Annotated in this window: 13 protein-coding genes; 11 read left to right on the top strand and 2 right to left on the bottom strand. The window is 34.4% G+C overall.

All coding sequences use genetic code 11. The features are described from left to right. Positions 1-87: 87 nt before the first annotated feature. The gene (locus QSV08_RS15570; protein WP_324024642.1) at positions 88-1,545 is read right to left on the bottom strand and encodes a Gfo/Idh/MocA family protein; all 1,458 of its coding nucleotides are present in this window, start codon (positions 1,543-1,545) and stop codon (positions 88-90) included. A 465-nt stretch (positions 1,546-2,010) separates the two neighbouring features. Between QSV08_RS15570 and QSV08_RS15565 the strand changes: the two genes are divergently transcribed. From QSV08_RS15565 to QSV08_RS15515, 11 genes are all read left to right on the top strand, one after another. Next, complete coding sequence (locus QSV08_RS15565) at positions 2,011-2,340, top strand: HesB/IscA family protein (RefSeq protein ID WP_324024641.1); 330 nt, start codon at positions 2,011-2,013, stop codon at positions 2,338-2,340. Between the two features lie 78 nt (positions 2,341-2,418). After that, positions 2,419-3,864 carry a Fe-S cluster assembly protein SufB gene (gene sufB, locus QSV08_RS15560; protein ID WP_324024640.1) on the top strand — a complete coding sequence of 482 codons (1,446 nt, stop codon included), beginning with the start codon at positions 2,419-2,421 and terminating at the stop codon, positions 3,862-3,864. Positions 3,865-3,923: 59 nt separating this feature from the next. Next, positions 3,924-4,676 carry a Fe-S cluster assembly ATPase SufC gene (sufC, locus tag QSV08_RS15555; protein WP_324024639.1) on the top strand — a complete coding sequence of 251 codons (753 nt, stop codon included), beginning with the start codon at positions 3,924-3,926 and terminating at the stop codon, positions 4,674-4,676. A 79-nt stretch (positions 4,677-4,755) separates the two neighbouring features. After that, complete coding sequence (gene sufD / locus QSV08_RS15550) at positions 4,756-6,072, top strand: Fe-S cluster assembly protein SufD (protein ID WP_324024638.1); 1,317 nt, start codon at positions 4,756-4,758, stop codon at positions 6,070-6,072. 131 nt (positions 6,073-6,203) lie between these two features. Then, on the top strand, positions 6,204-6,854 hold the full coding sequence (locus tag QSV08_RS15545) for a porin family protein (RefSeq protein WP_324024637.1): 651 nt from the start codon (positions 6,204-6,206) through the stop codon (positions 6,852-6,854). A gap of 111 nt (positions 6,855-6,965) precedes the next feature. Further along, positions 6,966-7,586 carry an outer membrane protein gene (locus QSV08_RS15540; protein WP_324024636.1) on the top strand — a complete coding sequence of 207 codons (621 nt, stop codon included), beginning with the start codon at positions 6,966-6,968 and terminating at the stop codon, positions 7,584-7,586. A gap of 92 nt (positions 7,587-7,678) precedes the next feature. Beyond that, positions 7,679-8,893 (top strand): aminotransferase class V-fold PLP-dependent enzyme, encoded by a 1,215-nt coding sequence (locus QSV08_RS15535; RefSeq protein ID WP_324024635.1) that lies wholly within the window; start codon positions 7,679-7,681, stop codon positions 8,891-8,893. 73 nt (positions 8,894-8,966) lie between these two features. Continuing rightward, positions 8,967-9,392 (top strand): SufE family protein, encoded by a 426-nt coding sequence (locus tag QSV08_RS15530; RefSeq protein WP_299318741.1) that lies wholly within the window; start codon positions 8,967-8,969, stop codon positions 9,390-9,392. A 6-nt stretch (positions 9,393-9,398) separates the two neighbouring features. Then, positions 9,399-9,731 (top strand): SUF system Fe-S cluster assembly protein, encoded by a 333-nt coding sequence (locus QSV08_RS15525; RefSeq protein WP_073241624.1) that lies wholly within the window; start codon positions 9,399-9,401, stop codon positions 9,729-9,731. Positions 9,732-9,764: 33 nt separating this feature from the next. Next, complete coding sequence (locus tag QSV08_RS15520) at positions 9,765-10,271, top strand: DUF2480 family protein (protein WP_324024634.1); 507 nt, start codon at positions 9,765-9,767, stop codon at positions 10,269-10,271. Positions 10,272-10,343: 72 nt separating this feature from the next. After that, entirely contained in the window at positions 10,344-11,273 is a 930-nt protein-coding gene (locus QSV08_RS15515; RefSeq protein ID WP_324024633.1) for a DUF3078 domain-containing protein, read from the top strand. Positions 11,274-11,554: 281 nt separating this feature from the next. Here QSV08_RS15515 and hflX read toward each other — a convergent pair whose 3' ends face one another. Beyond that, a complete protein-coding gene (gene hflX, locus QSV08_RS15510; RefSeq protein WP_324024632.1) occupies positions 11,555-12,766 on the bottom strand; it encodes a GTPase HflX in 1,212 nt (403 codons plus the stop codon). Between the last annotated feature and the right edge of the window lie 123 nt (positions 12,767-12,889).

The following is a 12,889-nucleotide window of genomic DNA, read 5'->3' as shown; positions in this document are numbered from 1 at the left end:
AAGAAGTAAAACAAGATGAATGGTATAAAAAAATCCGAAGCTGAAAAGCTTCGGATTTAATATTGAAATTGTAACTATATTTTGGTCTTATCCTACCGAATACCCATCTCTATAGGTACGTTTCACGTATTTGTTTGCAGGTTCGAAATTGGTAACCTTCATATTTGCTGCATCCCACTGTAAACGTTTTCTGCCGTGGTATTGTTTTCCTCCACCCCAAAAGCTTTGGTTTTCAACGGTTGGGTCTACTTCAAAGTATGATTTTAATGCTAAGTTTCCGATAAGGATACTTTCTGTAAACGGACCAGCATAGTCAAAAGAAGAGCTAGTTTCTGCATTTCCGTAGCCTGCCATACAAGCATTTACCCATTGTAAATAATGACCTTCTGGGACACGTGCTATAGTTTGTTCTACTTCAAATTGTTCGTTAAGGGTTAATGGTAATAACCTCGGGTTTGCACCGTAACAATCTGCCATTAATTTTCCTTTTGTACCAATGAATAGTACGCCACCATCCCAGTTTCCTAAAGCTTCGTCATCGCCTAGTTCTTCTGGTCGTTCAGGTAACAGTCCGCCATCCATCCAAGTAACTTTTATTTTACCTTTACCATCTGTTCTTGGGTAGCTTAGGTGTATTTTACTGGAATTAGGAAAACTTTTCGGGTAGTCTTTATACTGAAAATTGCCGCTGAACGAGTCAGAAACGCTACATTCCACGGTATCAGGATATAAAATTGGTAATATTCTATAAACAGGATCCATAATATGACATGCCATATCGCCAAGTGCACCTGTTCCGAAATCAGACCATCCTCTCCAATCAAAAGGAAGGTAGGCATTATTATAATCTCTTGCTGCTGCGGTACCTAACCAAAGATCCCAATTTAAGCCTTTCGGAATTTTGTCTTTTTTGGTAGGTGTTTGTAATGCTTGTGGCCAAATAGCTCTATTTGTCCAGCATTTTACGGTATGTACTTCACCAATAATGCCTGTATCATAAATTTCTTTCATGGTGCGAACTCCGTCACCAGAGCCACCTTGGTTACCCATTTGTGTAACTACTTTGAATTTTTTCGCTGCTTCGGTCAACATTCTTGCTTCCCAAATATCATGCGTCAATGGTTTTTGAACGTAAACATGTTTACCCATTGACATTGCCTGGTAAGCTGCAACGGCATGGTTGTGATCTGGTGTAGATACAGATACGGCATCAATATTTTTGCCTTCTTTATCTAGCATTTCTCTAAAGTCATTGAAATAACTTGCTTTTGGGAAAGCTTCTCTAGATGCAATTGCTTGTCTATTATCTACATCGGCAAGTGATACGATATTTACATTCGGACTCTCGGCAAAAGAAGCAATATCGCTTTGACCTTTACCACCGACGCCAATACCGGCAATATTTAATTTATCGCTTGGTGCGACAAACCCTGTTCCACCTAAAACGTGTCTAGGTACAATCATAAAACCGGCTGCCGCCATACCCGTATTCTTCATGAATTTACGGCGGGTGTTGTTTTTGTCGTTTGATTTGTTGTTTGACATAATAAGTTGTTGTTGTTTGATTTGGTATTGAAGGTAACTCAATTCTGTTAGATTGAACCCTGTTTAGAGCTGGCTTGAATTTTAATTCACCCTAAATTTTAAGTTTAGTAGTTGATAATTAGTTAATTAAGTATTTATTGAGATGTAGTTTTTAACACTTTCTTAGCTTTTTTCAGTAATGAAATAATGTTATTTATACTTAGAATAATCAAATTTTATAACCTTTAATTGCTATGTATATACAGGCGCAAGTGTAATAGTGTTGAAAAAGAATGAATTTAGTTTTATTCGATGTTCAATTTTTAATAAAAACAAGTAGTTGTTCTTCTTCAATTATAACTGCGGTGTTCTTTCTAAGCATAGTATTTCTCTATTAATATATACGTTATAATAATGTTAGGTTCTATGAAAAAAACGGACTTATGATGTATATTTGTAAACTATTTAGATTAAATCTAGTTAATTATGATTGAAGTATCAGAAACGGCTAAACAGAAAGTAATCAACCTAATGACAGAAGAAGGTTTTGATGCTACGACGGATTATGTACGTGTTGGGGTAAAGAGTGGTGGATGTAGTGGATTGTCATACGAGTTAAATTTCGATGATAAGAAAGACGACGCTGATAAAGTATTCGAAGACAATAATGTACGTATCATCGTAGATAAGAAAAGCTTTTTATATTTAGTAGGAACGGTGTTGGAATACTCTGGTGGATTAAACGGAAAAGGGTTTGTTTTTAACAATCCGAACGCACAAAGAACGTGTGGTTGTGGCGAGAGTTTTTCATTGTAAAAAATAAGTTTTGAATATGTAAAATGATATGTGAGTAAGTTTTTAACTCATTTTCTTTTTACTTATTACATAGAATATATGGCATATACAGAAGAAGAATTAAAGAAAGAATTGGAAACCAAAGAGTATGAGTATGGTTTCTACACAGATATTGAATCTGATACATTTCCTGTTGGTTTAAACGAAGAAATTGTTATTGCGATTTCAAAGAAAAAGGAAGAACCAGAATGGATGACCCAGTGGCGTTTAGAAGCTTTCCGAATTTGGGAAAGTATGGAAGAGCCTACATGGGCGAATGTGCATTATGAAAAGCCAGATTTTCAAAAAATCAGTTATTATTCTGCGCCTAAATCTGCTGACCCTAACAAAACGTTAGATGATGTAGATCCAGACTTGTTAGAAATGTATCGTAAGCTTGGTATTTCTGTTGATGAGCAAAAGAAATTACAAAATGTAGCTGTTGATATTGTTGTCGATTCTGTTTCTGTAGCAACAACTTTCAAAAAGACACTAGCAGAAAAGGGAATTATTTTTATGCCTATTTCAGAGGCTATAAAAGAGCACCCAGAGTTAGTGAAAAAGTACATTGGTTCTGTAGTGCCACAAAAAGATAATTTTTATGCAGCTTTAAATTCAGCTGTATTTACCGACGGTTCTTTCTGTTATATTCCAAAAGGAGTAAGATGCCCAATGGAGCTTTCTACGTATTTTAGAATCAATCAAGCAGGTACAGGTCAATTTGAGCGTACATTGCTAATTGCAGATGAAGATAGTTATGTAAGTTACCTTGAAGGTTGCACTGCTCCGTCAAGAGATGAAAATCAATTACACGCTGCCGTAGTAGAGCTAATTGCTTTAGATGGTGCTGAAATAAAATATTCTACCGTTCAAAACTGGTTCCCTGGTAATAAAGAGGGTAAAGGTGGTGTTTTTAACTTCGTAACGAAAAGAGCTATTTGCGAGAAAAACGCGAAAGTATCTTGGACACAAGTTGAAACAGGTTCTGCAGTAACATGGAAATATCCTTCTTGTATTTTAAAAGGAGATAATTCTATCGGTGAATTTTATTCAATCGCTGTAACGAACAATTACCAACAAGCAGATACAGGTACCAAAATGGTTCACCTTGGTAAAAACACTAAGAGTACTATTATATCAAAAGGTATTTCTGCTGGTAAATCTCAAAATAGTTACCGCGGATTGGTACAGGTAAATAGCCGTGCCGATGGAGCGCGTAACTTCTCTCAATGCGATTCTTTGTTAATGGGTAACGAATGTGGTGCACATACCTTCCCGTATATCGAAGCAAAGAATAAAACTGCAATGATTGAGCATGAGGCTACAACTAGTAAAATTGGTGAAGATCAAATTTTCTATTGTAACCAAAGAGGTATTCCAACAGAGAAAGCGATTGCATTAATTGTAAATGGTTTCAGTAAAGAAGTATTAAATAAATTACCAATGGAATTTGCTGTAGAGGCACAAAAATTACTGGAAATTAGTTTAGAAGGTTCTGTAGGATAAAAAGTAATTAAGATTTTAGTAAAACGCCATTGGCGCCACAATATTTAAAGTAACATATTATGTTGAAAATTAAAGATCTACATGCTAGCGTAGACGATAAGGAGATATTAAGAGGAATAAACCTAGAGGTTAAAGCAGGTGAAGTACATGCTATAATGGGACCTAACGGTTCTGGTAAAAGTACATTGGCTTCTGTAATTGCCGGAAACGAGCGTTTTGAGGTTACTCAAGGTTCAATTGAATTAAGTGGTGAAGATTTAGAAGAAGTTTCTCCAGAAGAAAGAGCACATAAAGGTGTTTTTCTTTCTTTTCAATATCCAGTTGAGATTCCAGGTGTTTCTGTAACCAACTTTATGAAAACTGCTATTAACGAATCTCGTAAGGCTAAAGGTCTTGAAGATATGCCTGCAAAGGAAATGTTAAAGCTAATTCGTGAAAAATCTGAGTTATTAGAAATTGACCGTAAGTTCTTATCTAGATCATTGAACGAAGGTTTTTCTGGTGGTGAGAAAAAGAGAAACGAGATTTTTCAAATGGCAATGTTAGAGCCAAAGGTTGCTATATTAGATGAAACCGATTCTGGATTGGATATCGATGCTTTACGTATTGTTGCTAGCGGAGTTAACAAGCTAAAAAGTAAGGATAACGCAGTTATCTTAATTACGCACTACCAACGTTTATTGGAGTATATCGTACCTGATTTTGTTCACGTTTTACACAATGGTAAAATTGTAAAGTCTGGTGGTAAAGAACTTGCTCTAGAGCTTGAAGAAAAAGGATACGACTGGTTAAAGCAAGAAACAGCGGTGTAATTAAGTATACAGTATTCAGTGGCAGTAATTAGAGATTACGAACTGCCGACTGCTACTGTAAACTGGCAACTGAAAAAATATGGATTTAAAAGATAAATTGATTTCCTCTTTTATGGCGTTTGAGAACAACGTGGATGTTGAACATCCGGTACACGATGTTCGTATGGCAGCGATAAAAAACTTTGAGGAAAAAGGATTTCCTTCTAAAAAGGAAGAGGCTTGGAAATATACTTCATTAAATAGTTTACAAAAAATAGATTTCAGCATATTCCCTAAGGAACAGAATGCGTTGGAATATAAAGATGTAAAACGCTATTTTATTCACGAAATTGATACCTACAAGATTGTTTTTGTTGATGGTATTTATAGCTCTTACCTTTCTGAAACTACGCATGACGGAGTAGATATCTGCTTAATGAGTGCAGCGCTTACAAAGCCAATGTACAAGCAGATAATTGATGTGTATTTTAATAAAATTGCATCTAAAGATGAGTCGTTAACTACCTTGAACACTGCGTTTAGTAGAGAAGGAGCTTATATCTACATCCCCAAAAATAAAATGCCTAAAAAACCAATTGAGATATTACATTTCTCTACTGGTAATGAGGCTTCTCTTTTATTGCAACCAAGAAATTTAATTGTAGTAGAAGAAAATGCTGAGGTTCAAATTATTGAGCGTCACCAGAGTTTAACATCAAACGACACACTTACTAATGCAGTAACCGAAATATTTGCTGCTAAAAGTGCTATCGTTGATTTTTATAAAATTCAGAATGATGCGGCTACAGCTTCATTAATCGATAACACGTATGTTGACCAAAAAGACAAAAGTGTTGTTAACGTTCATACCTTCTCTTTTGGTGGTAAATTAACGCGTAACAACCTTAACTTTTATCAGAATGGTGAGTATATAGATTCTACTATGAATGGTGTTACTATTCTAGGGGAAAAGCAGCATGTGGATCATTACACATTAGTGCATCACATGCAACCTAATTGCGAAAGTCATCAAGATTATAAGGGAATTTATGGCGATAGCTCTACAGGTGTTTTTAATGGTAAAATTATCGTAGATAAAATTGCACAAAAGACAAATGCATTCCAAAAGAATAATAATATTCTAATTAGTGATAAAGCAAGCATCAATTCGAAACCTCAGTTAGAGATTTTTGCCGATGATGTAAAATGTTCTCACGGTTGTACAATTGGTCAGTTAGATGAAGATGCTTTATTCTATTTACAGTCAAGAGGTATACCGAAAAAAGAGGCAAAAGCTTTATTAATGTATGCTTTTTCTAACAATGTTTTAAATACGGTTCGTATTCCTGAACTGAAGACTAGAATAAATAAATTGATTGCTAAGAAGCTAGGGGTGAACCTTGGTTTTGATTTATAGATAAGAACGATTTTCTTAAATCATATTGTTATAAAACTTTAAAAAGCGACACTTCATCAGTGTCGCTTTTTTTATGAAAAAATTTACCTATAAATTAACGTCATAATAATAAACCATTAACCAATTTCTTTATGAATAAACACTACTTTTTTGCGCTTACTTTTCTTCTTTGTAATGCTTCCATTTTGGCTCAAGAATCTAGATTCGGTGTAAAAGCAGGATTAAATGTATCTAATATAGATACCAATGATTCATTTTACGGTGATAATAGTCAGTATAGATCTTCATTTCATGCAGGGATTTTTGCTGAGATACCGTTAAGTTCTAAATTTTCTTTTCAGCCAGAGTTACTATATTCTTCTATTGGTGCTGTATATGAATACGATCTTAACTTTAGAAGTTTTGATTTAGAACCTTTAACTGCGGACTCTTTTAAACAGGTGACTAAAAATAATTATTTAGCAGTTCCTTTAACATTCAAGTGGTACGTAGGAGAACGGTTTTATATTAATGCAGGACCTCAAGTAAGTTTTCTTTTAAATACGGTAAGTAAAGCTAAAGGAGATGATTTGCCTGAATCTATTTCTGAAGTCTATAGGTCTTCGGGAGATTTTAAACTGGATTATGGAGCTGTACTTGGAGCTGGCTATGTTATAAATGATGATTTACATATTGGTCTACAATATTATAGAGGATTGAAAAATTTATTTAACGATTCATTTATTGACCGTAAAGCTTATCATTCTGTATTTCAATTAACTGCAGCATATTCGATTTTTTAAAATACTTTCAATTAAAATTAACGGTTCGTTAGGTTATTCTTAACGAACCGTTGTATTTTCTTACATTGTCAATTAGTTATTTTCGTTGAATAAATAATTAACTTGAAATTTATGAAACGACTTTTACTTACCTCATTTTTAGTATTTACCGCTATTGTTTTACATGCTCAGGATCAAAAATGGAGTGTTGAGGCTAATTACCCTTTAATCCTCTCTAATAACACTACGCCCATTGAATTGAACGGTGTATTAGATTTGGGAATTAAATATCGATTTGTAGAGTTTGGTGCCTTTAAATTAGGGGCAAGTTTAAATGCTTCGTTTTTAAAAAACTATGATAATTTTACTTATGGAAGTGAACAGGGTAATAATGTTGAATTCGATTATAAAGCAAAACAGTTTTTATTTCAGCCCAAAATTTTCGCGGAAATAGCAATTCCAGGATTGGCCAAACTTAAGCCTCAAATAGGTTTAGGTTATGCCATAGTTGTAGATGATTCGTATTTGAAAGATGGTGGAGGTGTTCAGGTAGATGAATCAATTACCGATAGTGGATTAAACTTGAACTTAGGCATTAGTTATGATTTGTCGAGTCGATTTTTTATACAAGTCCAATATGATTTTTTAAATATTAATAGGAAAGGGGAGAACACAAGAAACAATCAAACTTATACTTATGATTTTAATGAAAAAATAGGTTTAATAAAAGCCGGTGTCGGATTTCGTTTCTAAATCTCTTTAAATACATATTATCACAAAAGGATAATGCAGTATACCCGATATGTTTTCATTATCGGGTATCTTTGTATATAAGAAGATTGACTATGCTAGATATTAAAAAAATAAGAGAAGATTTTCCAATTCTTAAGCGCGAGGTGAACGGTAAACCATTGGTTTATTTAGACAATGCCGCTACATCGCAAACTCCGCAGCAGGTTATAGATGCAATAGTAGATTACTATCAGAACTACAATGCAAATATTCACCGTGGGGTTCATACGCTTTCTCAAGAAGCTACTGATAAATACGAGCAGGCAAGAATAAAGATTCAGAAGCATTTTAATGCCGCTAAATCTTACGAGATAATTTTTACATCAGGCACAACGCACAGTATCAACCTTGTTGCAAACGGATTCGCTTCTTTAATCAAAAAAGGAGATGAGGTTTTAGTTTCTGCGATGGAGCATCATTCTAATATTGTGCCATGGCAAATGTTATGTGAACGTACTGGTGCTATTTTAAAAGTAATCCCTATGAATCAAGAAGGGGAATTACGAATGGATGTTTATGAGGAACTTCTAAACGATAAAACGAAACTGGTTTTTTGTAATCATATTTCAAATGCGTTAGGGACTATTAATCCGATAGAAGAAATTATAGAAAAGGCGCATAAGGTTGGTGCTGCCGTATTAATTGATGGCGCACAGGCTGCACCCCATTTAGTTGCAGATGTTCAAGCTTTAGATGTTGATTTTTATACCTGTTCTGCACATAAAATATGCGGACCAACTGGTGAAGGTATGTTGTATGGTAAAGAAGAGTGGCTAAATAAATTGCCGCCTTACCAAGGTGGTGGTGAAATGATTGCAGAGGTTACTTTCGAAAAAACTACCTATGCCGATTTACCACATAAATTTGAAGCTGGTACGCCTAATATTTGTGGTGGTATCGCTTTTGGTGCTGCATTAGATTATATGAATGCTATTGGCTTTGATGAAATTGCCAAATATGAGCATGAGTTACTAGAATATGCTACGCAAGAGTTACTGAAGATAGACGGACTCAAAATTTACGGTACGGCTAAAAATAAGACTTCTGTTATATCATTCAATATCGAGGGTATTCACCCATATGATATAGGTAGTATTCTAGATAAGTTGGGTATTGCTGTTCGTACAGGGCACCATTGTGCACAACCGATTATGGATTTCTATAAAATACCAGGTACCGTACGTGCTAGTTTTGCTTTCTATAATACCAAAGAAGAAGTAGATGTACTTGTTGCAGGTGTTTTGAAAGCAAAAAGTATGTTGTTGTAATACAAAGTTTAACAGGTAATGTTAAGGTTTGAAATCCTTCAATTGTTATCGTATTTTTGCATAAAATAAAGCAATGGAAATTAAAGAGATACAGGAAGAGATTATAGATGAATTTTCTATGTTCGATGATTGGATGCAGCGCTATGAGTACATGATCGATCTTGGCAAATCACTTCCATTAATTAACGAAGAGTTTAAGACTGACGATAACATTATTAAAGGTTGTCAAAGTAAGGTTTGGGTACACGCCGAATTAGAAGATAATAAATTGGTTTTCACAGCAGATAGTGATGCTATTATTACTAAAGGAATTATTGCCATTTTAATACGTGCATTTAGCAACCAAAAACCACAAGATATTTTAGATGCCGATACGCAGTTCATTGATGAAATTGGGCTAAAAGAGCATTTGTCGCCTACAAGGGCAAACGGTTTGGTAAGTATGATCAAACAATTAAAGTTATACGCAGTAGCGTATCAAACACAAATTGAAGACTAGAAGATTATGAGTGATGAAAATATAGCTGAAGACAGCGCAGAATTAGGAGAGAAAATTGTTAAGATTTTAAAGACCATATATGATCCAGAAATTCCTGTAGATATCTATGAACTAGGGTTGATCTATGATGTTTTGGTAAATGAAGATAATGAAGTTAAGATTTTAATGACACTTACTTCTCCAAATTGTCCGGTTGCCGAAAGTTTACCTGCAGAAGTAGAAGAAAAAGTGAAATCTTTAAATGCGATTAAAGATGCTGAGGTTGAAATTACTTTTGATCCGCCGTGGACACAAGATTTAATGAGTGAAGAAGCAAAATTAGAATTAGGACTTCTTTAATTAGATTGTTTTCTCAATTTAAAAGATGCCTTTATGCAAGATGAAATTGTAAATAAAGTTGCCCAAAGCAAACTGATTACTTTTAACCTAGAAGATTACTATCCGCTAGGTAATAGAGTCGTGCTAGATATTAAAGACTGGCTTTTTGAAGGTTTTATATTAAAGGAAAAAGAATTTAGGGCTTTTGTAGAAGCACATGATTGGTCTCAATACGGGGGTACTTATGTTGCTATGCACTGTTCTACCGATGCTATCGTACCCGGTTGGGCATATTTATTATTAAGTGTTAAGCTTAGTGGTATCGCAAAAAAAGCTATTCAAGGTACTTTAGTAGATTTAGAAACGAGTATTTATCAATCTATAATTGATGCTATTGACGTTTCTGAGTATCAAGATCAACTAATTATTATTAAAGGGTGCAGTAAAAAACCTGTACCTGCGAACGCCTATCTGTTTCTCGCAGAGCGTTTAAAACCGGTTGCAAAGTCTATTATGTATGGCGAAGCTTGTTCTTCTGTACCATTATATAAAAGAAAATAACATAATCGTGCTTAAAGAAGTTCTCAAGTATTATTACCTTTGCGCCACTATAAATTATAAACATTAATTATTATGAAGAAAATTGTATTAACTCTAGCTCTTGCATTTGTTGCAACTGTTGGTTTTTCTCAGACAGAAGAAGAACTAAAAGGTCAATTAGGTGCAGCGAAAGATTCTATCGCAGCTATTCAAGGAAGAGCTGACGCTATTCAAGGTGAAATAGATGCACTACCAGGTTGGAAAATAGGTGCATTCGGTACTATTGGTGCAAACCTTAGTAGCTTTAACAACTGGTACGGTCAAGGTACTCCAGATTTATCTTCTGGTAGCATCGGTGTAACAGTAAATGCTTTTGCTAATTTGAACGAAGAGAAATTCTTTTGGAGAAACTCTGGTAACTTAAATTTAGCATGGGTAAAGTTCGACGATAAGAGTATTGACACTGATGATGACAGTTTCAAAAATGGAACTGATGTATTTAATATTTCTTCTCTTTACGGTAGAAAGCTTAATGAAAAATGGGCTATTTCTGGTTTAGCTGAGTACAGAACTACAATTCTAGATAACTTTAATGATCCAGGATACCTTGACTTAGGTGTTGGTGCTACTTGGACTCCTATTGCTGATTTAGTTGTTGTAATTCACCCATTAAACTACAACTTTGTATTTAGTAATGGCGATTCTGTATTTGAATCTTCTTTAGGTGCTAAAATCGTTGCTGATTATACGAGACAAATCGGAGCGGTTAACTTTAAATCTAATCTTTCTATGTTTCAAAGCTATGAGAGCGGTAACCTTTCTAACACAACATGGATCAACTCATTTGGTTACACGTTATGGAATGGTATTGGTTTAGGATTTGAATTCGGTTTACGTGATAACAAGCAAGAAGCTTTAAATAATGCTTTAACACGTGCTATCCCTGATCCAACAGCTACATTCGATAATGTTGACAATAAATTACAGACTTACTTCTTAGTTGGTCTTAACTACTCTTTGTAGTCTCAGAGATTATATTAGAAAATAGTATATAATAAAAAAGCCCTCTACATAGAGGGCTTTTTTCGGTTAAGTATTATCGTAAAATTTGGGATTTTACTTTTTAGTTTTCATAAGTTAAATATCGATTTGGGGTCAAGACTTATCTTAAAGTACACTGTAAAATTAACTCATATGGTCTTGTTGAAAACAATTTATGTTGTGAACTGATCTCATATTGTGGTGAGATTTACCAACGGTTTAATTTCTTCGATGAACTACCTAAATTTGATTATAATTGGGTTCTAATACTCGTCTAAATGTTCTGGATATAGAAAATTATTATAAGGAAAACGAGTTACGTGAATATCTCTTACCTCGTCATACACACGTTTTCTAAATTCATCTAGATTTTCTTTGTTCAATGCGGATATAAAAATAGCACGGTCGCCCACTTTTTCCATCCAAGTTTGTTTCCAATCATTAATGGTAAAATGTCTTCCGGTACGTTCTGTAATTAAATCATCATCATCAATAGTATCATGCTCGTACTGATCAATTTTATTGAAGACCATAATTGTTTTCTTATCTGAACTTTTGATTTCAGATAATATCTTGTTAACAGATTCTATATGCTCATCAAACTGCGGGTGAGAAATATCTACTACATGTAATAGTAAATCTGCCTCGCGCACCTCGTCTAACGTACTTTTAAAGCTTTCTACAAGCTGTGTAGGTAGTTTTCTGATAAATCCTACTGTATCACTTAATAGAAAAGGGAGATTTCCTATAACAACCTTTCTTACTGTTGTATCTAATGTGGCAAATAGCTTGTTTTCGGCGAATACCTCACTCTTACTAATAACATTCATTAATGTAGACTTACCAACGTTGGTATACCCTACCAAAGCAACACGAACCAAAGCACCACGGTTACCTCTTTGGGTTTCCATTTGGCGATCAATTTTTTTAAGCTTCTTTTTTAGTAAAGTAATTCGGTCACGAACTATACGTCTATCTGTTTCAATTTCAGTTTCTCCAGGTCCACGCATTCCAATACCACCTTTTTGGCGCTCAAGGTGTGTCCATAGTCCGGTTAGTCTTGGCAGCAAATATTCATACTGTGCAAGTTCTACCTGTGTTCTGGCATAACTTGTTTGTGCACGCTGCGCAAAAATGTCCAATATTAAACTGGTACGATCAATAATTTTACAACGTAATTGTTTTTCAATATTACGTTGTTGACCAGGTGTAAGTTCATCATCAAAAATTACTGAACCAATTTCATGCTCATCAACATATTTTTCGATTTCTTCCATTTTCCCAGTACCTATTAAGGTTTTCGGATTTGGGATATCCATACGTTGGGTAAAACGTTTGAAAACTTCACCACCAGCAGTATAGGTAAGAAACTCTAGTTCATCTAGATATTCCTTTACCTTTTCTTCATTCTGGTCTTTATTGATGATACCAATAAGAACCGCTTTTTCATAATCTATACTCTTCTTTTCTATCATAAATTCCGTAAAGTGTAAAATTAAGCATTTACCGATAAGCTATTTCGTATTTTTATTGACTCGATAATCGAGATTTTGTGCTCTGAGGCTTTCCAAAGAATATTTAATTAATACTCGTTGAAT

It is taken from the genome of Maribacter sp. BPC-D8, assembly GCF_035207705.1.
In the GTDB taxonomy this organism is placed as follows: Bacteria; Bacteroidota; Bacteroidia; order Flavobacteriales; family Flavobacteriaceae; genus Maribacter.
Note: the sequence above shows the minus strand (reverse complement) of the source record. Positions and strands in the feature narration are given on the sequence as shown.

Excerpts from the sequence above, each read along its gene's own strand:
- sufB (WP_324024640.1), top strand. The coding sequence starts at position 2,419 with ATGGCATATACAGAAGAAGAATTAAAGAAAGAATTGGAAACCAAAGAG.
- QSV08_RS15565 (WP_324024641.1), top strand. The coding sequence starts at position 2,011 with ATGATTGAAGTATCAGAAACGGCTAAACAGAAAGTAATCAACCTAATG.
- hflX (WP_324024632.1), bottom strand. The coding sequence starts at position 12,766 with ATGATAGAAAAGAAGAGTATAGATTATGAAAAAGCGGTTCTTATTGGT.
- QSV08_RS15520 (WP_324024634.1), top strand. The coding sequence starts at position 9,765 with ATGCAAGATGAAATTGTAAATAAAGTTGCCCAAAGCAAACTGATTACT.
- QSV08_RS15535 (WP_324024635.1), top strand. The coding sequence starts at position 7,679 with ATGCTAGATATTAAAAAAATAAGAGAAGATTTTCCAATTCTTAAGCGC.
- QSV08_RS15570 (WP_324024642.1), bottom strand. The coding sequence starts at position 1,545 with ATGTCAAACAACAAATCAAACGACAAAAACAACACCCGCCGTAAATTC.
- QSV08_RS15525 (WP_073241624.1), top strand. The coding sequence starts at position 9,399 with ATGAGTGATGAAAATATAGCTGAAGACAGCGCAGAATTAGGAGAGAAA.
- QSV08_RS15530 (WP_299318741.1), top strand. The coding sequence starts at position 8,967 with ATGGAAATTAAAGAGATACAGGAAGAGATTATAGATGAATTTTCTATG.
- QSV08_RS15545 (WP_324024637.1), top strand. The coding sequence starts at position 6,204 with ATGAATAAACACTACTTTTTTGCGCTTACTTTTCTTCTTTGTAATGCT.
- QSV08_RS15515 (WP_324024633.1), top strand. The coding sequence starts at position 10,344 with ATGAAGAAAATTGTATTAACTCTAGCTCTTGCATTTGTTGCAACTGTT.
- QSV08_RS15540 (WP_324024636.1), top strand. The coding sequence starts at position 6,966 with ATGAAACGACTTTTACTTACCTCATTTTTAGTATTTACCGCTATTGTT.
- sufD (WP_324024638.1), top strand. The coding sequence starts at position 4,756 with ATGGATTTAAAAGATAAATTGATTTCCTCTTTTATGGCGTTTGAGAAC.
- sufC (WP_324024639.1), top strand. The coding sequence starts at position 3,924 with ATGTTGAAAATTAAAGATCTACATGCTAGCGTAGACGATAAGGAGATA.